The 25,122-nt window shown below is 70.6% G+C and carries 22 protein-coding genes and 2 riboswitches; of the genes, 12 read left to right on the top strand and 10 right to left on the bottom strand.

Annotated elements, in window-relative coordinates; genetic code table 11:
- Nucleotides 1-103: 103 nt before the first annotated feature.
- The 10 genes from ABD333_RS16955 (at nucleotide 104) to ABD333_RS17000 (ending at nucleotide 11,438) form a co-directional block, all read left to right on the top strand.
- The gene (locus ABD333_RS16955; RefSeq protein WP_344541971.1) at nucleotides 104-1,753 is read left to right on the top strand and encodes a sensor histidine kinase; all 1,650 of its coding nucleotides are present in this window, start codon (nucleotides 104-106) and stop codon (nucleotides 1,751-1,753) included.
- Nucleotides 1,750-2,433, top strand: coding sequence for a response regulator (locus tag ABD333_RS16960; protein ID WP_344541973.1), 684 nt, complete (start codon nucleotides 1,750-1,752; stop codon nucleotides 2,431-2,433). Before ABD333_RS16955 ends, ABD333_RS16960 begins: the two co-directional genes overlap by 4 nt.
- A gap of 17 nt (nucleotides 2,434-2,450) precedes the next feature.
- Entirely contained in the window at nucleotides 2,451-3,290 is an 840-nt protein-coding gene (locus ABD333_RS16965) for a maleylpyruvate isomerase family mycothiol-dependent enzyme (protein ID WP_344541975.1), read from the top strand.
- A 403-nt stretch (nucleotides 3,291-3,693) separates the two neighbouring features.
- On the top strand, nucleotides 3,694-4,857 hold the full coding sequence (locus tag ABD333_RS16970; RefSeq protein WP_344541977.1) for a thiolase family protein: 1,164 nt from the start codon (nucleotides 3,694-3,696) through the stop codon (nucleotides 4,855-4,857).
- Between the two features lie 79 nt (nucleotides 4,858-4,936).
- Nucleotides 4,937-5,395 (top strand): winged helix-turn-helix transcriptional regulator, encoded by a 459-nt coding sequence (locus tag ABD333_RS16975; protein WP_344541980.1) that lies wholly within the window; start codon nucleotides 4,937-4,939, stop codon nucleotides 5,393-5,395.
- Between the two features lie 70 nt (nucleotides 5,396-5,465).
- Nucleotides 5,466-6,467: a LacI family DNA-binding transcriptional regulator gene (locus ABD333_RS16980; protein WP_344541982.1), complete on the top strand. Its 1,002-nt coding sequence runs from the start codon at nucleotides 5,466-5,468 to the stop codon at nucleotides 6,465-6,467.
- A gap of 135 nt (nucleotides 6,468-6,602) precedes the next feature.
- Complete coding sequence (locus ABD333_RS16985; RefSeq protein ID WP_344541983.1) at nucleotides 6,603-7,952, top strand: ABC transporter substrate-binding protein; 1,350 nt, start codon at nucleotides 6,603-6,605, stop codon at nucleotides 7,950-7,952.
- Nucleotides 7,953-7,964: 12 nt separating this feature from the next.
- The gene (locus ABD333_RS16990; protein ID WP_344541984.1) at nucleotides 7,965-8,909 is read left to right on the top strand and encodes a carbohydrate ABC transporter permease; all 945 of its coding nucleotides are present in this window, start codon (nucleotides 7,965-7,967) and stop codon (nucleotides 8,907-8,909) included.
- Nucleotides 8,910-8,926: 17 nt separating this feature from the next.
- Nucleotides 8,927-9,844 carry a carbohydrate ABC transporter permease gene (locus tag ABD333_RS16995; protein ID WP_344541985.1) on the top strand — a complete coding sequence of 306 codons (918 nt, stop codon included), beginning with the start codon at nucleotides 8,927-8,929 and terminating at the stop codon, nucleotides 9,842-9,844.
- A 31-nt stretch (nucleotides 9,845-9,875) separates the two neighbouring features.
- Nucleotides 9,876-11,438 (top strand): glycoside hydrolase family 13 protein, encoded by a 1,563-nt coding sequence (locus ABD333_RS17000; protein WP_344541986.1) that lies wholly within the window; start codon nucleotides 9,876-9,878, stop codon nucleotides 11,436-11,438.
- On the opposite strand, the gene ABD333_RS17005 is transcribed toward ABD333_RS17000, so the two are convergent.
- Nucleotides 11,419-11,685 (bottom strand): hypothetical protein, encoded by a 267-nt coding sequence (locus ABD333_RS17005; protein WP_344541987.1) that lies wholly within the window; start codon nucleotides 11,683-11,685, stop codon nucleotides 11,419-11,421. The two genes, ABD333_RS17000 and ABD333_RS17005, sit on opposite strands and share 20 nt — an antisense overlap.
- A 360-nt stretch (nucleotides 11,686-12,045) precedes the next feature.
- Between ABD333_RS17005 and ABD333_RS17010 the strand changes: the two genes are divergently transcribed.
- Complete coding sequence (locus ABD333_RS17010; protein ID WP_344541988.1) at nucleotides 12,046-13,356, top strand: helix-turn-helix domain-containing protein; 1,311 nt, start codon at nucleotides 12,046-12,048, stop codon at nucleotides 13,354-13,356.
- Nucleotides 13,357-13,416: 60 nt separating this feature from the next.
- Here ABD333_RS17010 and ABD333_RS17015 read toward each other — a convergent pair whose 3' ends face one another.
- Both ABD333_RS17015 and ABD333_RS17020 read right to left on the bottom strand, forming a co-directional pair.
- Nucleotides 13,417-14,352 carry a 5'-methylthioadenosine/S-adenosylhomocysteine nucleosidase family protein gene (locus tag ABD333_RS17015; protein WP_344541989.1) on the bottom strand — a complete coding sequence of 312 codons (936 nt, stop codon included), beginning with the start codon at nucleotides 14,350-14,352 and terminating at the stop codon, nucleotides 13,417-13,419.
- A gap of 2 nt (nucleotides 14,353-14,354) precedes the next feature.
- Complete coding sequence (locus ABD333_RS17020) at nucleotides 14,355-16,154, bottom strand: hypothetical protein (RefSeq protein WP_344541990.1); 1,800 nt, start codon at nucleotides 16,152-16,154, stop codon at nucleotides 14,355-14,357.
- 98 nt (nucleotides 16,155-16,252) lie between these two features.
- Between ABD333_RS17020 and ABD333_RS17025 the strand changes: the two genes are divergently transcribed.
- A complete protein-coding gene (locus tag ABD333_RS17025; RefSeq protein ID WP_344541992.1) occupies nucleotides 16,253-16,990 on the top strand; it encodes an NUDIX domain-containing protein in 738 nt (245 codons plus the stop codon).
- A 17-nt stretch (nucleotides 16,991-17,007) separates the two neighbouring features.
- On the opposite strand, the gene ABD333_RS17030 is transcribed toward ABD333_RS17025, so the two are convergent.
- From ABD333_RS17030 to ABD333_RS17060, 7 genes are all read right to left on the bottom strand, one after another.
- The gene (locus ABD333_RS17030) at nucleotides 17,008-18,381 is read right to left on the bottom strand and encodes an L-serine ammonia-lyase (protein WP_344541994.1); all 1,374 of its coding nucleotides are present in this window, start codon (nucleotides 18,379-18,381) and stop codon (nucleotides 17,008-17,010) included.
- 59 nt (nucleotides 18,382-18,440) lie between these two features.
- Nucleotides 18,441-19,700, bottom strand: a complete 1,260-nt coding sequence (gene glyA, locus ABD333_RS17035; RefSeq protein ID WP_344541995.1) for a serine hydroxymethyltransferase — start codon at nucleotides 19,698-19,700, stop codon at nucleotides 18,441-18,443.
- A gap of 2 nt (nucleotides 19,701-19,702) precedes the next feature.
- Complete coding sequence (gcvH, locus tag ABD333_RS17040) at nucleotides 19,703-20,092, bottom strand: glycine cleavage system protein GcvH (RefSeq protein ID WP_344541997.1); 390 nt, start codon at nucleotides 20,090-20,092, stop codon at nucleotides 19,703-19,705.
- A gap of 53 nt (nucleotides 20,093-20,145) precedes the next feature.
- Complete coding sequence (gcvT, locus tag ABD333_RS17045) at nucleotides 20,146-21,234, bottom strand: glycine cleavage system aminomethyltransferase GcvT (RefSeq protein WP_344541999.1); 1,089 nt, start codon at nucleotides 21,232-21,234, stop codon at nucleotides 20,146-20,148.
- Nucleotides 21,235-21,301: 67 nt separating this feature from the next.
- Nucleotides 21,302-21,393, bottom strand: a riboswitch (glycine riboswitch).
- 1 nt (nucleotide 21,394) lies between these two features.
- Nucleotides 21,395-21,491: riboswitch (glycine riboswitch) on the bottom strand.
- A 59-nt stretch (nucleotides 21,492-21,550) separates the two neighbouring features.
- Nucleotides 21,551-22,315 carry a 3-oxoacyl-ACP reductase gene (locus ABD333_RS17050; RefSeq protein ID WP_344542001.1) on the bottom strand — a complete coding sequence of 255 codons (765 nt, stop codon included), beginning with the start codon at nucleotides 22,313-22,315 and terminating at the stop codon, nucleotides 21,551-21,553.
- An 8-nt stretch (nucleotides 22,316-22,323) separates the two neighbouring features.
- A complete protein-coding gene (locus tag ABD333_RS17055) occupies nucleotides 22,324-23,685 on the bottom strand; it encodes an aldehyde dehydrogenase family protein (protein WP_344542003.1) in 1,362 nt (453 codons plus the stop codon).
- Between the two features lie 44 nt (nucleotides 23,686-23,729).
- Nucleotides 23,730-25,100, bottom strand: coding sequence for a glutamine synthetase family protein (locus ABD333_RS17060; RefSeq protein WP_344542005.1), 1,371 nt, complete (start codon nucleotides 25,098-25,100; stop codon nucleotides 23,730-23,732).
- Nucleotides 25,101-25,122: the final 22 nt, after the last annotated feature.

Genomic DNA, 25,122 nt, shown 5'->3' on the forward strand with positions numbered 1-25,122 from the left:
GGTTCCCTGTTCCGCGAATATCGGCGTTCATGTGACCGGGGTCACCCTTGTGTACATTTCGTTCACGACCGAGATGTGCCGGCGACGCCGAAGGTGAGCGCGGATGCGGTGGAGTAGGGCGCCGGTGCGGCGGTGGAGATGGGCGCCGGTGCGGCGCTGGAGCCTCGCCCGGCGGCTGCTGGTGCTCCAGGCGGCGATCGTCGCTCTGCTGGTGGCCGCGGGCACCGTGCCCGCCTACCTGGACGCGCGCGACGCCGCCGGTGACCGGGCCCGCGAGACCGTCACCGCCGTCGCCGCCACGGTCGCCGGGGCGCCGGGCGTGCGCGCCGCGCTGGCCTCCCCGGCACCGAGCCGCGAGCTGCAGCCGTTCGCCGAACGGGTGCGCGCGGGCACCGGCGTCGACTTCATCACGATCATGAGCCCGGCGGGCATCCGCCACACCCATCCCGATCCGGCCCGCATCGGGCAGCGGTTCCTCGGCAACACCGCGCCCGCGCTCGCCGGCCGCCCGTTCACCGAGACCTACACCGGCACGCTCGGTCCCTCTGTCCGCACCGTCGTTCCCATCGTCGCCGACGGACGCGTGGCCGGGCTGGTCGCGGTCGGCATCACGGTCCGCGCGATCACCGCCGAGCTGCGCGTCCGCCTGCTGTGGCTGGCCGCGATCGCCGCCGCCGTGCTGGCCGCCGGGATCGCCGGCAGCTGGTTGGTGAGCGCGCGCCTGCGGCGGCAGACGCGCGGCGTCGCGCCGGACGAGCTGCGCCGCATGTTCGACTACTACGAGGCGATCCTGCACGCGGTGCGCGAGGGCCTGGTGATCCTCGACCGCGCGGGCCGGGTGGTGTTGTGCAACGACGCCGCGCGCGAGCTGCTCGACCTGGGCACCGGCGCCGTCGGGACGCCCGCCGATGCCCTCGGGCTCCCGCCCGGGCTCGCGGAGTCGCTGGTGTCGGCTGAACCGAGGTCGGACGAGATCCACGTGGCCGACACCCGCGTCCTGGTCGTCAACACCGTGCCGGTGCGTTCGCGCGGCCGGCCGATGGGCACCGTGGCGACCCTGCGCGACCACACCGACCTGCAGGCGCTGATGGGCGAGCTCGACACCGTGCGGGGATTCGCCGAGTCGCTGCGCGCGCAGGCGCACGAAGCCGCCAACCGGCTGCACACGGTGGTGTCGCTGGTCGAGCTGGGACGTCCCGAGCAGGCCGTCGACTTCGCGACCGCGGAGCTGGCGACCGCGCAGGCGCTGACCGACCGGGTGGTGGGCGCGGTGAGCGAACCGGTGCTGGCCGCCCTCCTGCTGGGCAAGTCCGCGGAGGCGGCCGAACGGGGCGTCGAGCTGCGCGTCACCGAGGACACGGCGATGGACGGCACGCACGGCGCGATCGATCCGCGGGATCTGGTCACCGTGCTGGGCAACCTGATCGACAACGCGCTCGACGCGGCGGTGGCGGGGGAGGGCCCGCCGCGGGTCGAGGTGAGCGTCCAGGCGACGGGCACCGAGCTCGTGCTGCGGGTCGCCGACACGGGACCCGGAATCGATCCCGGCCTGGTCCCGGCGGCGTTCCGGCGCGGCTGGACGACCAAGCCGCCGGACGGGCCGGTGGGGCGCGGCCTCGGGCTCGCGCTGGTCGGCAGGGCGGTGCGGCGCCACGGCGGCGCCATCACGGTGGAACGGGACATCGGCGCGGTGATCACTGTTCGCCTTCCGCTGGCCCCCGTGCCGGCGCGGGCCCCGGAGGGCGCGTCGTGATCCGTGTGCTGGTGGTGGAGGACGACGCGGTGGCCGCCGAGGCGCACCGGCGTTATGTGGAACGGGTCGCGGGATTCGCGGTCGCGGGCGTGGTGCACTCGGGCGCCGACGCGCTGCGGTTCTGCGAGCAGCGACGCGATGCGGTCGACCTCGTCCTGCTCGACTTCTACCTGCCGGACACGCACGGGCTCACGGTGTGCCGGGCGCTGCGGACGGCCGGGGTGCCGGTGGACGTGATCGCGGTGACGTCCGCGCGGGATCTGGCCGTGATCAGGTCGGCCGTCTCGATCGGGGTGGTCCAGTACCTGCTCAAGCCGTTCACGTTCGCCTCGCTGCGGGACAAGCTGGAGAGCTACGCGCGGTTCAGGCGCCGGGCGGGGCTGCCCGGCGAGGTGACCGGCCAGGCCGACGTGGACCGCATGCTCGCCGCGCTGCGCACCCCGGAGCTGCGTTCCCTGCCCAAGGGCATGAGCGGCGAGACGCTGCAGACCATCACCGAGGCGCTGACGGGCGCCGCCGAGGGGTTGTCGGCGGCGTCGGCGGCGTCGCTCACCGGGGTGTCCCGCGTGACGGCCCGCCGCTACCTGGAGTACCTCGCGGAGAACGGCCTGGCGGAACGCCGTCCGCACTACGGCCAGGTCGGGCGGCCGGAAGTCCGCTTCTACCGGTCACCAGGCTGAGCACCTAGGGTGCTGCCGTGAGCAACGATATGACGGCGAAGCCCGAAATGAGGGCACAGCTCGCTATGAAGAAGCATGTCGATGCGTTCGAGCAGACGGTGCGGTCCACGATCGCTCTCGCGGAGACCTTCACCGAGGCCGACTGGGCACTGGCGACCGAGTGTCCGGGCTGGAGCGTCAAGGACGTCGTCTCGCACATCGTCAGCGTGGAGATCCTGCTGCTGGGCGAGGACCCGGCACCCGGCCACATCCTGCCGGACGAACTCCCGCACGTGCGCGGTGACATGGGGCGCATGCTGGAACTCGGCGTGGACGCGCGCCGGGCGGTGCCGGGTGCGGAGGTGCTCGCCGAGCTGCGCGACGTGCTCGAACGCAGGCTGGCGGCGCTCGCCACGACGGACCCGGACGAGCAGACCATGGCGCCGACGGGCCGGATGGTCCCGTACGCGATGTTCATGGTGTTCCGCGCGTTCGACTGCTGGACTCACGAGCAGGACGTCCGCCGCGCTGTCGGCCGCCCCGGCAATCTGCACGCTCCCGGCGCGGAGTGCGCCCGCATGATCCTGCGGCAGGGGTTGCCCATGGTCGTCGCCAAGCGGGCCGGCGCGGCGCCCGGACAGTCGGTCGAGTTCAGGATCGTCCGGAGCGGCGCGGAGTACGTGCAGGTAGGGGTGGACGGACGCGGTCGGCTGGCCGACGGTCCGGAGGGGCCGCCGACCACGACGCTGAGCATGGACTGGGAGACCTTCGTGCGGCTGGCGGCCGGCCGGTGCGCGGCGGCGGACGTCGAGGTCGGGGTCGAGGGCGACGCCGAGCTGGGAACGCGGGTGCTGGCAGGGCTGGCCGTCACCCCGTGAGCTTGGTGAGGGCTTTGGTGGATATTGGGCTTCCGAATCCACAAATCCCCTGGTCACTGGGCTACTGTCCGGAGTGACCGCTTCAGACGTCGAGGGGACGGGAGGGCAAACGCTTGATAGACGCTCAGGAATCCACCGGCTCCGGGTCGGAGCCCTTCGACGTACGGGGGGATATGACGAACCACTTCTCGGGCCCCTTCCACTAGCGGCTCGTCCCACTCGGAGGCCGTGGCGATAGACGCCACGGCCTCCGAGCCGTTGTGCGTCCAGTGTCCTGTCCTGTCCTGTCGTGCCGCGCCCGCACGCGGTGTGACGACCGTCATGGACGGCGTGGGTTGTGTTTTCCAACTTACCGCCGGATAGTCGGATCAGAGAGTTTGGTTTTCCAACTGAGGAGGACACCATGCGGGACGCAGTGATCGTCGAGGCCGTGCGCACCCCGGTCGGCAAGGGCAAGCCGGGCGGAGCGCTGCACGCGGAGCATCCGGTGGACCTGCTGGCCAGGACGCTCCAGGCCCTGGTCGAACGCAGCGGGATCGACCCCGCGCTGGTGGACGACGTGATCGGCGGCGTGGTGACCCAGGTGGGCGACCAGGCGATGAACGTGACCCGGTCGGCCGTGCTCGCCGCCGGATTCCCCGAGAGCGTGCCCGCCACGACCGTCGACCGGCAGTGCGGCTCGTCCCAGCAGGCCGCGCACTTCGCCGCGCAGGGCGTGATCAGCGGCGCGTACGACGTCGTGATCGCGTGCGGGGTGGAGTCGATGTCGCGCGTGCCCATGGGATCCAACGTGCTGCCGGGCAGCGACCCGTTCGGCCCCGGCGTGCACGCCCGCTACCCGGAGGGCCTGGTCGGGCAGGGCATCAGCGCCGAGCTCATCGCCGCGCGCTGGAAGCTGTCGCGGACCGATCTCGACGCGTTCGCCTACGAGTCGCACCGGCGCGCCACCGCGGCCTGGGAACGCGGCGACTTCGACCGGGAGGTCGCCTGGACGGGCCGGCGCGACGAGACCGTGCGCCCGGGCACCTCCATGGAGGCGCTCGCTGGGCTCAAGCCCGCCTACTACCACCCGTCCTACGCCGAACGCTTCCCGGAGATCGGCTGGCAGATCACCGCGGGCAACGCCTCGCCGATCAACGACGGCGCCGCCGCGCTGCTCATCATGAGCTTCGACGCCGCCACCCGCCTCGGCCTGCGGCCGCGCGCCCGGTTCCACACGTTCGCCGTCGCCGGTGACGACCCGCTGCTCATGCTCACCGCGATCGTCCCCGCCACCGAGAAGGCCCTCGCCCGCGCCGGCCTGGCCGTGTCCGACATCGACCTCTTCGAGGTGAACGAGGCGTTCTCGCCGGTCGTCCTGGCCTGGCAGCACGAGCTCGGTGCCGACCTCGACAAGGTGAACGTGCGGGGCGGCGCGATCGCGATCGGCCATCCCCTCGGCGCGAGCGGTGCCCGCATCATGACCACGCTCCTGCACAGCATGGAGGATCGCGGCGCCCGCTTCGGCCTCCAGACCATGTGCGAGGCCGGAGGCCTGGCCAATGCCACCATCCTTGAGCTCCTCTGACCCGTCCGCGCTGGATCCCGAGGTCAGCCGCCCTGCCGGTACGGGCGGCGACCTCGGGCCTCGCCCTAGGCTGGACGCCATGCCCGCCCACGTGCCGACCAAGGACGTACACCCGCGCGAATGTTCGGTCGCCGACGCGCTGCGGGTCGTGGGAGAGCGGTGGACGCTCCTGGTGATCCGCGAACTGCTCTACGGCGTCCGCCGCTTCGAGGGGATCGCGCGCAACACCGGGGCGTCCCGCGACATCCTCACCGCGCGGCTGCGCAAGCTGGAGGCGGCGGGCATCATCCGCCGCGAGCTCTACAACGAACATCCGGCCCGGTACGAGTACCACCTCACCTCGTCGGGCCGTGAGCTGAGCGACGTGCTGTCCATGCTCATGAAATGGGGGGACCGCCACATCAACACCGAGGACCCGCCCGTCCGCTGGATCCACACGTGCGGCGAGGTGCTCGACCCGGTCGTCGTCTGCGCCCACTGCGGCAAGCCCGCCCGCGACGGCGGCACCCCGACCGGACGCGGCGCGCTGGCCGACTGATTGCGGGCAAATCGACTGAGTTTCTGCAAGTGATGCAAGTGGCTTGCGTGATTCGTTCTATGCTTTCACCATGTCACGAAGACTTGCGGACGTCGCGCGCAAGGCCGGCGTCAGCGAGGCCACGGTCAGCCGGGTGCTCAACGGCAAGCCGGGGGTCTCCGAGACGACCCGCGCCAACGTCCTGACCGCGCTCGACGTGCTGGGATATGAGCGGCCCACGCAGCTGCGCGGCGACCGTGCCCGGCTGGTGGGCCTCGTCCTCCCCGAGCTGCAGAACCCCATCTTCCCCGCGCTGGCCGAGGTCGTCGGCGGCACGCTCGCCCAGCTCGGCTTCACGCCCGTGCTGTGCACCCGTGCCGTCGCGGGGCTGTCGGAGGCCGATTACGTGCAGCTCCTGCTCGACCAGCAGGCGTCCGGAGTGGTGTTCGACGGTGGCCAGTTCGCCGAGGCCAACGCGCCGCACGACCACTATCTGGTCCTGCGCGAGCGCGGCATGCCGGTGGTGCTGGTGAACGCCGCGATCGACGATCTCGGCTTTCCGCGGGTCTCGACCGACGACGCGGTCGCCGTGGAGCAGGCGTACGGCCATCTGCGCTCGCTCGGCCACGACCGGATCGGGCTGGTCGTCGGGCCCGAGGACCACATGCCGTCGCGGCGCAAGGTGGCGGCGTTCGAACGGGTCGCGGCGGGCCTCGGCCTGAGCCGGGTGGAGCACACGCTGTTCTCCCTGGAGGGCGGCCAGGCCGCGACCACCCGGCTGCTCCAGGACGGGATCACCGGGGTCGTCTGCGGCAGCGATCCCCTGGCCCTCGGAGCCATCAAGGCCGTGCGGCGCCGGGGCATGCGGGTGCCGGACGACGTCTCGGTGGTCGGGTTCGACGACTCGGCGCTGATGAGCTGCGTCGATCCGCCGCTCACCACGGTCCGGCAGGCGATCGAGGCGATGGGGCGGGCGGCGGTGACGCTGCTCGTCCGGCAGATCGAGGGGGCCAGCGCGGTGGACGAGGAGCTGCTCTTCGAGCCGGAGCTCGTGGTGCGCGGCTCGACCGGGCCGGCACCGTCAGGACGTTAGCTGTCGGTTTTTTGCAGGATTCTATTCAGAGTCTTGCAGTGTGATGCGGGTCTCTATATCGTTCTCGCACCGGATCGTGCACCCCGGCTTTCGGTCCGAGGCACCCCACGGTGCCCGCGAGAAGGGAATCCGACGATGAGATCCCGAAAGTTCACGATCGTGCTCACCGGCCTCACTCTGGCCGTCGTCACCGCCGCCTGCGGGGGCGGTGACGACGACTCCTCGGAGGCCGCGGGCGGCAAGGTCACGATCACGGTCGGCTGCATGCCCGCCAAGAGCCAGCCGGCGCAGCGCAGGGAGTGGAACGAGGACGTCGCCGCGTTCCAGAAGCTGCACCCCGACATCACCGTGGTCGGCAAGGACGCCTTCCCCTGCGCCGACCCCACGACCTTCACGGCCAAGCTCGCCGGCGGCCAGCTGGAGGACGTCTTCTACACCTACTTCACCGACGTCCAGAAGGTCATCAAAGCCGGTCAGGCCGCCGACATCAGCAAGTACGCCTCCTCGGTCAAGCAGTTCCCCGACCTGATGCCCTCGGTCAAGCAGCTCTACAGCGACGGCGACAAGCTCTACGGCCTGCCCCGGCAGAACTACGCGATGGGCCTGATCTACAACCGGGCGCTGTTCAAGAAGGCCGGGCTCGACCCCGACGCGCCGCCGGCGACCTGGGCCCAGCTCCGCGAGTACGCCAAGAAGATCTCCGGGCTGGGCGACGGCACCGTCGGCTACGCCGAGCTCAGCGCGGGCAACCAGGGCGGCTGGCACTTCACCACCGAGATCTACGGCCAGGGCGGCGCGGTGGTGACGCCCGACGGCAAGAAGGCCGCGTTCAACGGCCCGCAGGGCCGGGCCGTCCTGCACAACCTCCAGCAGATGCGCTGGACCGACGACTCGATGGGAAGCAAGCAGCTGCTCCAGGGATCGGACGTCCAGCGCATGATGGCCGCCGGGAAGGTCGGCATGTACGTGTCGGCGCCCGACGAGGTGACGGCGCTGGTCGACCAGTTCCAAGGCGAGTACGCCGATTACGGGCTCGCTCCGCTGCCCGAGGCGAAGGGCACCCTGCTCGGCGGCGACGGCTACATGTTCAACGCCAAGGCGTCGCCGGCCAAGATCAAGGCAGGGCTGCTCTGGCTGGAGTACTACGTGCTCACCCCGGGGCAGGGCCAGTTCAACTACCCGCGGGCCGCCGCCAACAAGCGCGCGGTCGGGCTGCCGCAGCCCAACTTCTACGTCGGCCAGACCGCCGCCACCGACCAGGCACTGCGGGCCAAGTCCGCGAACGTCCCCGTCGGCAACTACAAGCCGTACCAGAGCAGCGTCGCGACCATTCCCGGCAAGCTGGAGCCGCCGAACGCGCAGGAGATCTACGCCACGCTCGACACGGTGATGTCGGCCGTCCTCACCCGGCGTGACGCGAACCTCGACCAGCTCCTCGCCGACGCGGAGAAGAAGGTCAACAACATCCTGCTCCGGGCCGGCTGACCGGCGCCGCTCATGACGACCACTGTGAAGGGCACCGCGCGGCGGCCGGCGGCGCCGCCGCGCGTACGACGCCGGCGATCGCCCCGCCCGGGGCGCGCCGTGCGGCGCAACCTGTCCGCGTACGGCTTCCTGTGCGGCGCGCTGATCTGCTTCGCGCTCTTCTCCTGGTATCCGATCGTCCGGCAGGCGATGCTCGGCTTCCAGGAGACGAACTTCGTCGGCGAATCGACGTGGGTGGGCCTCGACAACTTCGAACGAGTGACGTCCGACCCCGCCTTCGGCGCCGCGTGGACCAACACGATCGTCTTCACCGTCCTGGCGCTGGCGTGCGGCTACGTGATCCCGTTCGTGACCGCGCTCGTCCTGAACGAGCTCCGGCACGCCCGCGCCTACCTGCGCTTCGTGGTCTACCTGCCGGTCATGCTGCCGCCCGCGGTGGCGGTCCTGCTGTTCAAGTGGTTCTACGACCCGGGTCCGGGGCTGTTCAACCAGCTCCTGCGCCTGGTGCACCTGCCGGGGCTCAGCTGGCTCGACTCGACGAGCACGGCGCTGGTGTCGCTGGTCATCGTCGCCACCTGGATGAACATGGGCAGCGGCACGCTGATCTACCTGGCCGCGCTGCAGAGCGTCCGCGGCGAGCTGTACGAGGCGGCCGAGCTGGACGGGGCCGGGCTGCTGCGGCGGATCTGGCACGTCACGATCCCGCAGACGCGGCTGATCCTGCTGGTGATGCTGCTCTTGCAGGTCGTGGCCACCATGCAGGTGTTCGTCGAGCCGTACCTGCTCACCGGCGGCGGCCCCGAGGACGCCACGGTCTCGGTGGTCTACCTGATGTACCAGTACGCCTTCAACTTCAACAGCTACGGCGGTGGCAGTGCCCTCGGGCTGATGCTGATGGTCGTCCTCATGGTCTTCTCCGCCGCGTACCTCCGCGTCACCCGGGACGAGCGAGCATGAGCGGGAGGAGCACGTCGATGAAGCCGATGAAACCGATGAAGCCGCTGAAAGCGCGCCAGGCGGGGCCGCGCACGCTCATCTCGCCCCGGCAGCTCAACACGCCGCGCGGCCGCCTCATCTATTGGACCGTTCTCATCTTCGTGCTGGTGCTGTTCACGGCGGTGTTCGTCTTCCCGCTCTACTGGATGGTGACCGGCGCGATGAAGTCGTCCGGCGAACTGGCGAGGACGCCGCCGACCCTCTTCCCGCGAGACCCCGACCCCGGCGTGTACAAGGACGCCTGGGACCGGCTCGACCTCGGCCGTTTCCTGCTCAACACGCTGTGGTACGCGGCGGGCGCGTGGGCGTTGCAGATGGCGGTGTGCGTGCCGGCGGCGTACGCCCTGTCGAAACTGCGGCCGCTGCTGGGCCGGGCGGTGCTCGGCATGATGCTGGCGACGTTGATGGTGCCGCCGACGGTCCTGCTGGTGCCGATGTACCTGACCGTGCGGGACGTGCCGATCCTCCACGTCAACTGGCTGAACACCCCGATGGCGATCTGGTTTCCGGCGGCGGCGAACGCGTTCAGCGTCTTCCTGCTCAAACGGTTCTTCGACTCGATCCCGACCGAGCTGCTGGAGGCGGCGCAGCTGGACGGCGCCTCCTCGGTGCGCGTGCTCTGGTCGGTCATCATGCCCGTCTCGCGGCCGATCCTCGCGGTGGTGTCGATCTTCGCCGTGGTGGGAGTGTGGAAGGACTTCATCTGGCCCCTGCTCGTCCTGCCCGACACCGACAAGATGACCGTGGCCGTGGCGATCTCCTCGCTCTCGAAGCAGACGCCCGACAACATCCTGCTCGCCGCGCTGGTCATCTCCAGCATCCCGGCGATCGTCCTGTTCTTCCTCTTCCAGCGGCACATCATGGCCGGCCTCACCGCCGGCGGCCTCAAGGGCTGACCGCGGCCCATCGTGAAGGAGTCAGTTCGACATGCCCGAGACTTTCCCCGAGTGGTGGCGCGACGCCGCGATCTACCAGGTCTACCCGCGCAGCTTCGCGGACGGCACCGGTGACGGCATCGGCGATCTCGGCGGGTTGCGCGCCCGGCTGCCCTACCTGGTGGAGCTGGGCGTCGACGCGCTCTGGATCAACCCCTGGTACCCGTCTCCCATGGCCGACGGCGGCTACGACGTCGCCGACTACCGCGACATCGACCCCGTCTTCGGCACGCTGGCCGAGGCGGAGAAGCTCATCGCGGAGGCGCACGGGCTCGGCCTGCGCATCATCATCGACGTCGTGCCCAACCACTGCTCGGACCAGCACGCGTGGTTCCGGCGGGCGCTCCGCGAGGGCCCGGGCTCGCCGTTCCGTGACCGTTTCTGGTTCCGGCCCGGGCGGGACGGCGGCCCGCCGAACGACTGGCAGTCGATCTTCGGAGGCCCGGCCTGGACGCAGGTGCCCGACGGCGAGTGGTACCTGCACCTCTTCGCGCCCGAGCAGCCCGACTTCAACTGGAGCGACCCGCTGGTCCGCGAGGAGTTCCTCGACATCCTGCGCTTCTGGTTCGACCGCGGCGCGGACGGCATCCGGATCGACTCGGCGGCCGTGCTCGTCAAGGACCCGGACGCGGCGCCCGACGGCCTGGACCCCTACACCGACCGCGACGGCGTCCACGAGATCTACCGCGAGTGGCGCCGGGTCGCCGACGAGTACGGCGGCCGGGCGCTGATCGGTGAGATCTGGCTGCCCGACCAGGACCGGTTCGCCGCCTACCTGGCGCCGGGCGAGCTGCACACCGCGTTCAACTTCGACTTCCTGAGCAGTCCGTGGGAGGCGCCGGCGCTCCGCCGGACGATCGAGGAGACCCTCGCCACGCACACGCCGCTCAACGCCCCGCCGACCTGGGTGCTCTCCAACCACGACGTGACGCGCCCGCCGACCCGCTTCGGCCGCGCCGACACCGGGTTCTCCCTCGCCGAACGCAACCACGGTGCCCCGACCGACCTGGCCCTCGGCACCCGCCGCGCCCGGGCCGCCGCGCTCCTGGCCATGGCGCTGCCCGGCAGTGTTTACGTCTACCAGGGCGAGGAACTCGGTCTCGAAGAGGTCGAAGACCTACCGCTCGACAAGCTCCAGGACCCGATCTGGCGCCGTTCCGGCCACACCGACCGGGGCCGCGACGGCTGCCGCGTGCCGCTTCCGTGGTCGGGCGACGAGCCGCCGTTCGGCTTCGGCGCCGACTCTTGGCTGCCCCAACCGGCCCACTGGCGAACGCTCACCGCGGAGGCCCAGTCCGACGATCCCGGCTCGATGCTCACCCTCTACCGCCAGGCCCTGCGCCTTCGCCGCGAACTCCCGGCGTCGTTCACCTGGCGGGCCACCCCAGACGGCGTCCTGGCGTTCGACCGAGGCGACACGTTCACCTGCGTGGTCAACCTGGGCGAGCACCCGTATCCGGTCCCCGCGGGCGAGACGCTCCTGGCCAGTGGCCCGCTGCGGAACGGTGAACTGCCCCCGGACACCGCGATCTGGCTCAGTTCACATGGAAGCTGAAGGTCACATCCTTGGCGGCGCCCGTGGTCTTCGGCAGTCCTTGGATGTGGACCGTCGCCGTGCCTGCCCGTACGGGAGCCACGATCCACTCGGTGTAGCCGGGATCGACGATGTAGTTGACCTGGTTGAGCCGTACGGAGCCGCCTAGCACCCTCGGCTCCTGCCAGACCCACCCGTGGCCCAGCCGGATGCTTAGCCCGGCCCCCCGTACGGTCGCCTCCCGCCCGCTGTCCCGTTCGGTAAGCACGGTGCTCGTCGGCGAGGCCGTTCCAGGAGTGGCAGGCGCCGAGGTCGCAGGTGCCGTCGTGGCGGGGACCGAGGCGGCGGGCGCGGACTGTGGCGTGGCCACAGTCCCGCTCTCGCCCGAACAGCCCAGGACGCCAAGGCACGTGACGAGCAGGACCGCCTGAAATTGGCACCGCATGGCGCCCACCGTAAACCCTCGGGAGCGCGAATCAGGCGGTCCGGGCCGCGGTGACCACTACGGCGGTGTAGCGACCTGGTTACAGTCAGTCCACTCAGTCATCTGCCGTCCGGCGCAGCCGGATAATCCAGAAGAGTGCGCAATGCTCGCGTTATCCGAATCTCTGCGGGACGAGGTGCCGAAATGACGACCGCCGAGGACAGAGTCCGGACGGGGCAGCGCCTGCGCGAGGAGCGCGAGAAACGAGGCTGGGGCAAGCGCCGGATGGCGCGTGAGCTGCTCAAGGCCATCGGCGCCCCGCCCGAGCGCAAGCGCGTCGACTCCCTGGACCGCCAGATGCTCGAATGGGAGAAGGGCAAGCACTACCCCGAGCAGTGGGCCTCCGCGTACGCCACCGCCTTCGAGATGGACGAGGCGGAGCTGTTCCCCGAGCTGCGCCGGGGTAGCGTGGATGAGTCGGAGCAGTCCAGAGAAGTGGACGACGATGTGAAACGCCGCGCCGCCCTTCAACTCCTTGCCGCACTCAGTGCCGGAACGGCCATCTCGACCGTCGCCCTGGACGAGGTCCTTGCCGATATCGAGCACGCTGCCCTCGGCGATGGCCGGGTGGACCTCGGCCGGTGGGACCAGGCCGTCTGGGAGTACGGACAGAGCTATATCAGTCGACCGGCCGGGAGTATGGTCGACGACCTGACCGCCGACATCATCGCCATCGGCCGCCTGCTGAGCCGGGCACAACCCCCGCTGATGGCGGCAGGCCTGTTGCGCGTCAGCGCCGGGCTCTCGGGTCTGCTGGCGATGGAGTTCAACGCCATGGGCGAGCGGCGGGCCGCACGTACCGCCTGGGGCGCCGCCGCCCGAGCCGCCGACGCCTCCGGTGATCGCGACCTGGCGGTGTGGGTGCGCGCCAAGGAAGCCGACGGGGCTCTGTGGGCTGGGGCGCCACTCCCGATCGTCGCGGCCTTGGTCAACGAAGCGATCACAGCGGCCCAGGGGCGTCCATCCCACGGACTCGCCCGCGCGCACACGGTCCGCGCGGATCTCGCGGCAGAGCAGGGAGACAGGAACAACGCCCGCGCCGCACTGCGCGATCTCGCCTACGTCCTGGAGCGGGTGCCGGAGGATGTGACAGCTGACCCGTCAGGCCACGTCGGGGAAGCCTTCCTGCGGTGGCACGAGGCCTACGTCTATGCCCTCCTGGGAGATGAGGAGGCTGACCGTTCGCTCGATCGTGGACTCGACCTCCTGTCGCACAGCCGTGGTGGGGCATCCGGCAGATCCAGTGGCGGCAGTCTTCACTTGATCAGGAGCATGGGCCTGGTCACGCGGCGGGAGGTCGGCGCAGGGCTCGACAGTGCCCTCACGACCCTTGGCCGGGCGCACTACATCGATCCCGCCACCCGGCGCCACCTGTCTGGCCAGATCTTGAGGTGCCTGCCCGACACGGATCGAAACCTCCCCGCCGCCCGCGAGCTCCGGGCCCTCACGGTCTAGCCCTCACGCCCACTGCGCCGCGTCCCGGCTTCCGCTGTCCTGAGGCCGGGTCGGCGATCGTCAGGTGCGCGAGGTCGCGGTGCCGCCGAGGCCGATCAGATAGGGCAGTGCGCGGTGGACGACCGTCGCCGCGTGCCACGCGGCGACGGCTTGGTGGTCGTCGTTCTTGCCGGGGTCGGCGTTGTCGGAGATGCCGCGGACGACCACCCAGTTCTGGGAACGGCCGGCGGCGGCGGAGTGCTCGTGGCAGGCCTGGCTGAGCCCGCCCGCCTCCATGTCGACGGCGAGGATCTTGTCATTGAACCGGGAGAGATAAGCCACGATCTCGGAGTCGGCGTCGGCGATCACCGCGTCTCCGGAGCCGATGAGCCCGCTGAAGACCCTGGTGTCGCGCCGGACGCCCGCCGGATCGGTGATGGTGAGCTCGGCCGGCTCGCCGTGGTCGGTGAAGAAGCTGTTGACGGCGTGGCCGACGGCGGCCGGTGCCTCCTTCTCCTCGCCTCGGTGCCGGGTTTGCTGCGGCAGTTCCTTACGGAGGTCGTAGTAGACCACCCGGGTCGCGACGACGACGTCTCCGATGCCGGTCTTCGGCTGGATCGCTCCGCCGATGCCGACAAGGACGACCACGTCGGGATCATGGTGACGGCGAAGGTTGTCGAAGGCGATGACGGTGGAGCGCTGTCCCTGGGCCAGTGCCCTGGTCGCCGCGATCCGTGCGGGCCGCCCGCTTCGAAGATCCACCTCACCCAGATCGAAGGCGAGCCCACCGGCGTTCTCGCGGCGCAGGCCGAGAGCGAGGCGGACGGCGTTGGCCTCCACGGCCAGGACGGTGATGATCCCGATATCGGCCTTGCGCCGGGGTTCGTCGTGGCGGGCGCCGGCACCGGGCGCCGTCGTGACCGTCACGGTCGCCCCCGAGCCCACGGCCGACTCCCGCACCGTGGTCGTGCCGCCGAACGTGGCGACGCCCTCGTTGTGCACCGGTCCTCGTTCCATGGTCAGCCGTCTCCCTTGTCGGTGCCGCCCGCCTTCGCCTGGGCCTGTACCTGAATCTGCGTCTGGGCGCCGGCGCCGACCGACGTCTGGCTCATCTCCAGTCGTCCGCCCATGTTGAGCACGCCGCTGTTGTTGATGATGTTGCTGGCCTTCTTCTTGAACGTGGAGGTGTCGATCTTGTGCTGGTCGAGAAAGTCCTCGGTGGCCTTGAGGAGGCGCTGCTCGACGAGCTTGATGTCGTCGTGCACCCTGGTCTCGTCGAACCGCGAGTCCTTCCAGGACAGGGAGGCGTGCTCCCGTACGCTGACCCGGCTCCCGACCAGGATCCGGCGGCGCGGGACCAGAGTGCGGTCCTTGCCCGCGAGCGCGACGCCTTTCAGGATGAAGGGCGCCTGGCACAGCCAGACGACCTGCGCGGTCTCCTCGGGGAGCCGCCACAGGGCCCGCAGCACCGCCCGGACGACGGCTCCGGCACCGCTCTCGCCGTAGAGATCGATGTCGTGGTAGCCGGGTGGTGTGCGGGTCAGCGCACAGGCCGCGAAGTCGAGGCTGAGCGAACGGCCGCGCACACCGGCTCGCAGGAAGACCGTGGTCACCAGTTCGCCGTCGGTGGTGACCTGCAGCTGGAGAAAATGGTGGGCGACGTGGTGCGGGTCATCGATGATCTGCCGCAGCCGTGCCCGTCCGGGCCGTTCGCTCAGCAGGTCGGGTTCGGCTGACACGTCCCTTTCGTTGATGAAGACGCGGTCCTGGACCAGGAGCTTCAGACGGCGCGGGTCCTCGGGCGTGGAGACGCGGCGCATGGCGTTGCGCAGGTGATCCACGAGCTGGTGTGTCCGGAACGGAGGCCGCTCGTACTCGCGTTCACTCATGCCCTCCTCGCCGGGACGCATCAGCTGGATCACCAGCGGCGGCAGCCATCGGTGCACGAGCTGGCCGCTGCCCACGAAGATCGTGGGTTCCCGTTCGAACGGATCGAACTCGGCCCACTTCTCGTCGGCCTTCTCGGGGGCGGGCCGGTGGTAGACGACGACGGGATAGGACTGCTGGCGATCGATGACGGCTTCCCGGCGCGTGAGGTCGGCTCGCCTGAGCTCGGACGCGTGATGAAGGCCGTTCAGCGACACCTGGCGCACCGCCGCCGTCGCCATGACGGCCAGGGCGATCGGGATCAGCAGCGCGGCGGCGGCCTGGCTGCCGGTGGACGGTGAGGTACCCGCCCAACCGGCCGCCACCTGCGAAGCGACCAGCAGGACGAGCGAGGTCCAGAACCCGATCCGCACCACCCAGAACTGCCGCCGCAGATGCTCGTCCTCCTCGATCCGCCGCCTGTCCCTCCAGATGCGCTGGAGCAGCCGGTCGGCCCACTGCCGCAGCTTCAGCCGGAAGACATCGGGGACGGCACGCACGAAGGTGCGCAGAGCGAAGAAGATCCCGAGCCAGCACAGCATCGTGACCACGGTGGCCGGCCGGATGGCGCATCCGACGAGGACGACGAGCAGGACGGCGACCTGCTGGAGGCTCGCCAGGGCCCACGAACGCCAGGCGTGCGCGACGACCGGCACCAGGTCGAACCCGTAGGACGGTGCGACCCGGCGGTACGGGTCGCCGTAGATCTGTCGCAGGACGATGGTGCGAAATGCCCGGTCGAGATAGGTGGCCGCACACAGATGCCTGGTCGCCCGCGTATCGCGGTTGGCGAGATCGTCGGGCGCCTTGGTCAGGGAGACCGCGGGCACCCGCGGCGTGCCGTCCGGCGGGCACTGAGCGGGGTCGTTCCTGGAGATGGGCGCAGTGAGCATGTCGTCGCCCCCGCAACGAAGCCGATTAAAGTCGATATGACCTTAAGTGGGCGAACGAGTTAAGGTCAATAGGACCTTTAACAGGTAGGCTGGCCGGTATGCGCCACTCTCACGATCGCGAGCGCGTCGCCGTGACCGTTGACCTGGTCATCTTCACCGTCCGCGACGAACGCCTGCACGTCCTGCTCATCGAACGCGGCAAGGAGCCTTTCGAGGGACGGCACGCGCTGCCGGGCGGCTACGTCCGGGCCGGCGAGCACCTGGACGCGGCGGCCCGGCGCGAGCTCGTCGAGGAGACCGGCGTGGACGCCGGCCAGATGCACCTGGAACAGTTCCGCACCTATGGCGACCCCGAACGCGACCCTCGCGGACGCGTCATCACCGTGGCCTATCTCGCTCTCGGCCCCGACATGCCCGTGGCCCGTGCGGGGACGGACGCCCGCGCCGCCGGCTGGGAGCCGGTGGACGCCGTCCTCGACGGCCGGATCGACCTGGCCTTCGACCACGGCGCGATCCTGCGCGAAGGCCTGGAACGAGCCCGTTCCCAGCTCGAATACACCACGGTCGCCGCGACGTTCTGCCGAGAGCCGTTCACCATCGCCGAACTGCGGCAGGTGTACGAGGTCGTCTGGGGCCTCAAGCTGGACGCCAGCAACTTCCGCCGTAAGGTCACCAAAGCGCGGGGCTTCCTGGTGGCCACGGGCGCGCACCGCACGCCGGACATCGGGCGCCCCGCCGGCCTCTACCGCCGCGGAGACGCCCGCCTGCTGACACCACCGCTGCTGCGCTCAGGCGATGCCGTCGCCGCCCAGCTCACAACGCTCGCCCTCCGCTGAGCGGCGCCCGACGCCTGTCAGCACTCGATGACGTTGACGGCCAGGCCGCCTCGTGAGGTCTCCTTGTACTTGTCGAGCATGTCGCGGCCGGTGTCGCGCATGGTCTTGATGGCCTTGTCCAGGGACACGAAGTGGCTGCCGTCGCCGCGGAGGGCTATGCGGGTGGCGCTGATGGCCTTGGTGGCGCCCACCGCGTTGCGTTCGATGCAGGGGATCTGGACCAGGCCGCCGATGGGGTCGCAGGTCAGGCCCAGGTTGTGCTCGATGCCGATCTCGGCGGCGTTCTCCACCTGCCCGGGGGTGCCCCCCATCACCTCGGTGAGGCCCGCGGCGGCCATGGAGCAGGCACTGCCCACCTCGCCCTGGCAGCCGACCTCGGCGCCGGAGATGCTGGCGTTCTGTTTGAACAGGACGCCGATGGCGCCGGCGGTGAGGAGGAAGCGGACGGCTCCCTCGTCGGACGCGCCGGGGACGAACTTGGCGTAGTAGTGCAGGACCGACGGGATGATCCCGGCGGCGCCGTTGGTGGGCGCGGTGACGATGCGGCCGCCGGCGGCGTTCTCCTCGTTCACGGCCAGGGCGAAGAGGGTCACCCAGTCCATGGCGTGCAGGGGGTCCGAGGGCGTCTCGGAGGTCAGCTGGCGGTGCAGCTGGGGGGCGCGGCGGCGGACCTTGAGGCCGCCGGGCAGGAGGCCCTCGCTGGCGCAGCCCCGGCTCACGCAGGCCTGCATCACGTGCCAGAGCTCGATGAGCTTCTGTTTGATCTCGGTCTCGGTGCGGCCGAAGGCCTTCTCGTTCTCCAGCATCAGGGCGGAGATGGACAGGCCGGTCTCGTGGCAGCGGTCGAGGAGCTCGGCGGCGGTGTCGAACGGGTGGGGCAGGACCGTGTCGTCGGCCTTGATGCGGTCGGCGCCGGTGGCGTTCTCGTCCACGATGAAGCCGCCGCCGACCGAGTAGAAGACCTTGCTGCGCAGCTCGGTGCCGTCCTCGGAGTGGGCGGTGAAGCGCATGCCGTTCGGGTGGCCGGGCAGCGACTCCTTGCGTTCGAAGATCAGGTGCTCGTTGACCACGAACGGGATCTCGTGGTGGCCGAAGAGGGTGAGGGCGCCGGATTCGCGGATCTTCTTCAGGCGGTCTTCTACCGTGTCGACGTCCACCAGTTCGGGCTTGTCGCCTTCGAGGCCCAGGATGACGGCCTTGTCGCTGCCGTGGCCCTTGCCGGTCAGGCCCAGGGAACCGTAGAGGACGACCTGCACGGTCGCCGTCTTCTCCAGAACGCCGTCGCGGTCCAGGCCGCGGGCGAAACGGTGGGCGGCGGCCATCGGCCCGCCGGTGTGGGAGGAGGACGGGCCGATCCCTATCTTGAAGAGATCGAAAACGCTGATCGCCATGGGTGCTACCTCGTTGTAGCGGCTCCCCGCCGGGTCGGCCCCGGCGGGGAGTCCGGGCACTACAGGTTGGGGTACAGGGGGTGCTGGTCGGCCAGCGCCTTGACGCGGGCCGCGAGCGCCGCGGAGTCGAAGGACGGCTGGAGCGCCAGGGCGATGACGTCCGCCACCTCGCGGAAGTCGTCCTCCTGGAAGCCCCGGGTGGCCAGCGCGGGCGTCCCGATCCGCAGACCGGAGGTCACCATCGGCGGGCGCGGGTCGTTGGGCACCGCGTTGCGGTTGACGGTGATGCCGATCGAGTGGAGGCGGTCCTCGGCGTCGCGGCCGGTCAGCTCCGAGTCGACCAGGTCGACCAGCACGAGATGGACGTCGGTGCCGCCGGTGAGGACCTTCACGCCCGCCTTGGCCGAGTCCTCGGCGAGGAGGCGTTCGGCCAGGACGCGCGCGCCGTCGATGGTGCGCTGCTGACGCGCCTTGAACTCCGGCGACGCGGCGACCTTGAGGGCCACGGCCTTGGCGGCGATCACGTGCTCCAGCGGGCCGCCCTGCATGCCGGGGAAGACCGCGGAGTTGATCTTCTTGCCGTACTCCTCGCGGGCGAGGATCAGGCCGCCGCGCGGACCGCCGAGCGTCTTGTGCGTGGTCGTCGTCACGATGTCGGCGTGCGGGACGGGCGACGGGTGCAGCCCGGCGGCGACGAGGCCGGCGAAGTGCGCCATGTCGACCATCAGGAGGGCGCCCACCGAGTCGGCGATCTCACGGAACGCGGCGAAGTCGAGCTGCCGGGGGTAGGCCGACCAGCCCGCGACGATCATCTTGGGCCGGTGCTCGGCCGCGAGGGCGGCCACCTCGTCCATGTCGACCAGGCCGTCCTCGGCGCGCACGTGATAGGGCACCACGTTCAGCGTCTTGCCCGAGTAATTGAGCCGCATGCCGTGCGTGAGGTGCCCGCCGTGCGCGAGATCGAGGCCGAGGATCGTGTCGCCGTGCTGGAGCAGCGCGAAATAGACCGCGGTGTTGGCCTGCGCCCCGCTGTGCGGCTGGACGTTGGCGTGCTCGGCCCCGAACAGCTCCTTGGCCCGGTCGATGGCCAGCTGCTCGGTGACGTCCACGTACTCGCAGCCGCCGTAGTAGCGCCGGCCGGGGTAACCCTCGGCGTACTTGTTGGTGAGAACGGAGCCTTGGGCTTCGAGGACGGAGACCGGGGCGAAGTTCTCCGAGGCGATCATCTCGAGCGTCGACTGCTGCCGGTTCAGTTCCTGGGCGACCGCCTCGGCGACCTCGGGGTCGACCGCCGCCAGCGGATCGTTCAGGATCGTCATGCTCAGCTCTCCTCGATCAGCTTGGTGTAAGCCTCGGCGTTGAGCAGGTCGCCCGGCTCGTCGCTGACCCGGACCTTGAAGATCCAGCCCTCGCCGTACGGGTCGTCGTTGATGACCTTGGGCTCGTCGATCACGGCGGAGTTGATCGCGGTGATCTCGCCGCTGACGGGGGAGTACAGGTCGCTGACCGACTTGGTCGACTCGACCTCGCCGCAGGTCTCGCCCGCCTCGACGGTGTCGCCCTCGCCGGAGCTCAGCTCCAGGTAGACGATCTCGCCGAGAGCGTCGGCCGCGTGCTGGGTGATGCCGACCGTGACGACGCCGCCCTCGTTCTCGAGGCCGGACACCCACTCGTGCTCTTCGCTGTAACGGAGCTGCTCCGGAACGCTCACGATGTTTCTCTCTCCCAGATTCAGGTCTCAGTGAGGACTCAGGTCTACACGTCTCAGGAACGCTTGTAGAACGGCAGGGTGACCACGTCGACGGGCTCCCGCCGGCCGCGGACGTCCACCGCGAGTTCGGTCTCCGTGACGCCGCTGTCGACGTACGCCATGGCGATCGGCTTGCCCAGTGTGGGCGACGGGGCGCCGCTCGTCACCACTCCGCACGGCGTGCCGTCGGACGTGACGACCTCGTAGCCCTTCCTGGGCGCCCGCCTGCCGCGCGCGACCAGTCCCACGAGCCTACGGCCAGGAGGGGTCTGGGCCTGCGCCGCCAGGGCCGCCTTGCCGACGAAGTCGCCCGGCTTGTCCAGCTTCACGACGCGGCCGAGGCCCGCCTCGTACGGCGAGGTCTCGGCGGTCAGCTCGTTGCCGTACAGAGGCATGCCCGCCTCAAGCCGGAGCGTGTCGCGCGAGGAGAGCCCGCACGGCACGACACCGTCGACCTCGGCGAGCGCCCGCCACATCGCCACGGCGTCGCCGGAGTCGACGAACAGCTCGAAGCCGTCCTCGCCGGTGTAGCCCGTCCGCGCGAGCAGCGCGTCGATCCCCGCCACCTTGGCCGCGAAGATCGCGTAGTAGCGCAGCTCCGGCAGCGGCGCGTCGGTGAACCCGGCGAGGATCTCCTGCGCCCGCGGTCCTTGCAGGGCGATCAGCGCGTACTCGGCCGACCGGTCGTCGACCCGCGCCTCGAATCCCGCCACCCGCTCGACCAGGGCGTCCCGCACGACCGCGACGTTGGCCGCGTTGGCCACGACCATCCAGGTCTCGTCGGCCAGCCGGTAGACGATCAGGTCGTCGAGGACGCCGCCGTCCGGCGCGCAGATCATGGTGTAGCGGGCCTTGCCCACCGCCATCGGCGACAGGTTGCCGACGAGCGCGTGGTCGAGGGCGGCCCCGGCCTGGGGGCCGTTGAGGAAGATCTCGCCCATGTGGGAGAGGTCGAAGAGCCCGGCACCGGTGCGCACCGCGGTGTGCTCGGCGGTCTCGCTCGCGTACCGCAGCGGCATCAGATGGCCGGCGAAGTCGACGAGGTTGGCCCCGAGGTCCTCATGGACGTCGTACAGCGGCGTCTTCTTGGGATCGACGGACATGGGTCGGCTCCTTGTTGGCGGGCGCGCGTGATCTCCATGGTCCCACCCGCGCACCGGGCTCGTCGGGGCCTCCCCCTCTGTCATCGGCGCCTGAGAGCTTCACCCCGGAGGGCTTTCACCTTCGGCGGGGGACGCTTGGTCCCCGCTTTCCAGAGGTCGCCTGGTCCGTGCGGTCCGTGGGCCTGAGAGGTTCCGGGGAGGATTTGCTCCTTCGGCGTCCCTGGCCGGCTGCCAGGGCACTCTCCCGCACGGGATCATCGGCTCGCCCCAGGCTAGCAGCGCCGACACCGCCCGACCACCGGCCGGACCCGCCCGATCAGAGCGGGGTCACGTAGGCGCCCGAGATGCCGCCGTCCACGAGGAACTCGGCGGCGGTGACGAACGAGGCGTCGTCGGAGGCGAGGAAGGCCACCGCGGCGGCGATCTCGGTGGCCTCGGCGAACCGGCCGGCGGGCACGTGGACCAGGCGGCGCGCGGCGCGTTCGGGGTCCTTGGCGAACAGCTCCCGGAGAAGGGGGGTGTTGACCGGGCCCGGGCAGAGCGCGTTCACGCGGATGCCCTCGCGGGCGAACTGGACGCCCAGCTCGCGGGACATGGCCAGCACGCCGCCCTTGGAGGCGGTGTAGGAGATCTGCGAGGTGGCCGCGCCCATGACCGCCACGAACGAGGCGGTGTTGATGATCGAACCCCTGCCCTGGGCGCGCATGTAGGGCAGCACGTGCTTGCAGCACAGGTAGACGCTCGTGAGGTTGACGTCCTGGACGCGCCGCCAGGCGTCCAGGCCGGTCTCCAGGATCGAGCCGTCGTCGGGCGGGGAGACGCCGGCGTTGTTGAACGCGACGTCGATGCGCCCGTAGGCGTCGTGGGCCGCCCGGTAGAGCGCCTCGACCTCGTCCTCGGAGGTGACGTCCGTCCTGACGAAGCGCCCGCCGGCCTCGGCGGCGGCGGCCTTGCCCCCGGCCTCGTCGATGTCGGCGACGACGACCTTGGCGCCCTCCGCGGCGAACCGCCGCGCGGTGGCGAGGCCGATGCCGCCCGCCCCGCCGGTCACGACGGCCACCCGGTCCTGCAAACGCTGCATCTCTCTCCTCAGTCGGTGGCGATGAAGACGTTCTTGGTCTCGGTGAACGCGTCCAGGGCGTCCGGGCCGAGTTCGCGGCCGAGGCCGGACTGCTTGAATCCGCCGAACGGGGTCCAGTAGCGGACGGACGAGTGCGAGTTGACCGAGAGGTTGCCCGCCTCGACGCCGCGGGCCATGCGGATGCCCCGGCTGAGGTCGCGGGTCCAGATGGAGCCAGCCAGGCCGTACGGGGTGTCGTTGGCGATCCGTACGGCGTCGGCCTCGTCGTCGAACGGGACGACGGTCACGACCGGGCCGAAGACCTCCTCGTGCCAGGCCGGGAGGTCCTCGTACGCGGACGTGGCGAGGACGGTCGGCGGGAACCAGAAGCCGGGGCCGTCCGGCGCCGTTCCCCGGAAGGCCACCGCCTCCTCGGGGACGTACGCGGCGACCTTGTCCCGGTGGGCGGCGCTGATGAGGGGCCCGACCTCGGTATGCGGATCGGCCGGATCGCCGACGACGACGTTCTGGACGGCCGGTTCGAGGAGTTCCATGAAGCGGTCGTAGGCCGTGCGCTCGACGAGGATGCGGGACCGGGCGCAGCAGTCCTGGCCCGCGTTGTCGAAGACGGCGTACGGCGCCGTGGCCGCGGCCCTCTCCAGGTCCGCGTCGGCGAAGACGATGTTGGCGCTCTTGCCCCCGAGCTCCAGCGTCACCCGCTTCACCTGCCGTCCGGCGGCCGCCATGATCTGCGTGCCCACCCGGGTCGAGCCGGTGAAGACGATCTTCCGTACGTCCGGATGCCCGACCAGCCGGGCTCCGGCCACCGGGCCCGCGCCGGGCAGGATCTGGAGCACGCCTTCGGGGAGGCCCGCCGCCAGGGCCAGCTCGCCGATCCGCAGCGCGGTCAGCGGCGTCAGCTCGGCGGGCTTGACGATGACGGCGTTGCCCGCCGCGAGCGCGGGGGCCACGCCCCACGCGAGGACCGGCATCGGGAAGTTCCACGGCACGATCACGCCGACGACGCCGAGCGGCTCGGCGAACGTCACGTCCAGCCCTCCCGGCACCGGGATCTGCCGTCCGAACTGCCGTTCCGGCGCCGCCGCGTAGTACGTGAGGACGTCGCGCACGTTGCCCGCCTCCCAGCGGGCCTGGCCGACTGGGTGGCCTGCGTTGGCGACCTCCAGCGCGGCGAGCTCGCCGGCATGAGCGTCCACCGCCGCGGCGAACGCGCGCAGAAGCCGGGCCCGGTCGCCCGGTGCCACCGACCGCCACACCTGGAACGCCCGTGCGGCGCGTGCCACGGCCGCGTCCGTCTCCTCCGCCGACGCCAGCCGGACGGTCTCGACGACCTTCTCGGTCGCCGGGTTGATCACATCGAAGTCCGTCATGGTCCCCGGTACGCCTCCTTCGGTCACGGGCGTTCGAATCCCGGTCACAGGCGCTCGAAGCCGCGGCGCAGCTCCCAGTCGGTGACCGCGCGGTCGTAGGCGTCCAGCTCGACCCGGGCGTAGTTGGCGTAGTGGTCGACGACCTCCTTGCCGAACGCCTCCCGGGCCAAGGGGCTGCGGTTCCAGTCGTCGGCCGCATGGCGGAGCGTGCCGGCGACGGTCTCCGCTTCACTTTCACTCTGAGGCGCTGTGTAGGCGTTGCCGGTGTACGGCTCCTCAAGCGGCAGCTCGTTGTCGATGCCGTGCAGCCCGGCGGCGATCAGCCCGGCGACCGCGAGGTAGGGGTTGACGTCGCCGCCTGGGACACGGTTCTCGACGCGCAGCGACGGGCCGTGGCCGACGAGCCGGAGCGCGCAGGTGCGGTTGTCCACCCCCCACTTGATCGCCGTCGGCGCGAACGAGCCCGGCTGGTAGCGCTTGTAGGAGTTGATGTTGGGCGCGTACAGCAGGGTGAAGTCGCGCAGGGCCGCCTGCTGCCCGGCGATGAAGTGTTCGCCGATCTTGGAGAGCCCGTACGGGCCGTCGCCCGCCATCACCGGCGTGCCGTCGGCCTCCCTCAGCGAGAGGTGGATGTGGCAGGAGTTGCCCTCCCGCTCGTCCGGCTTGGCCATGAACGTGATCGACATGCCCTCCTGGGCGGCGATCTCCTTGGCGCCGGTCTTGTAGAGCACGTGGTTGTCGCAGGTGGACAGCGCGCCGGTGTAGCGGAACGCGATCTCGTGCTGCCCGAAGTTGCACTCGCCCTTGGCCGACTCCACGTACATCCCGGCGCCCGTCATGCCGTGGCGAATCCTGCGGAGCAGCGGCTCGACCCGCGCGCCGCCGAGCAGCGAGTAGTCGACGTTGTACTGGTTGGCCGGGGTGAGGTCCCGGTACGCCTTGTCCCAGGCCTGCTCGTAGGAGTCCCGGTAGACGATGAACTCCAGCTCCGTCCCGGCGTACGCGCCCCAGCCGCGTTCCTCCAGCCGGTCGAGCTGGCGCCGCAGGATCTGCCGCGGCGAGGCGACGACCGGGGCGCCGTCCGCCCAGACCAGGTCGGCGAAGACCAGCGCCGCGCCCTCCTGCCAGGGGAGGCGGCGCAGGGTGCTCAGGTCTGGCCGCATGACGAAGTCGCCGTAACCCCGGTCCCAGGACGACATCTCGTAGCCGTCCACCGTGTTCATGTCGACGTCCACCGCGAGCAGGTAGTCGCACCCCTCCGAGCCGTGCCCGGCGACCTCCTCCAGGAAGTAGCGCGCCGACAGCCGCTTGCCCTGCAGACGGCCCTGCATGTCGGTGATCGCGATGATGACGGTGTCGAGGTGACCGGCCTCGGCGTCGACCCGCAGTTGTTCCAGGGTGACCGGTGGGGGCACGGAATCGCCTTTCGGTTGGCCG

It is taken from the genome of Actinomadura fulvescens, assembly GCF_039533225.1.
Taxonomy (GTDB): domain Bacteria; phylum Actinomycetota; class Actinomycetes; order Streptosporangiales; family Streptosporangiaceae; genus Spirillospora; species Spirillospora fulvescens.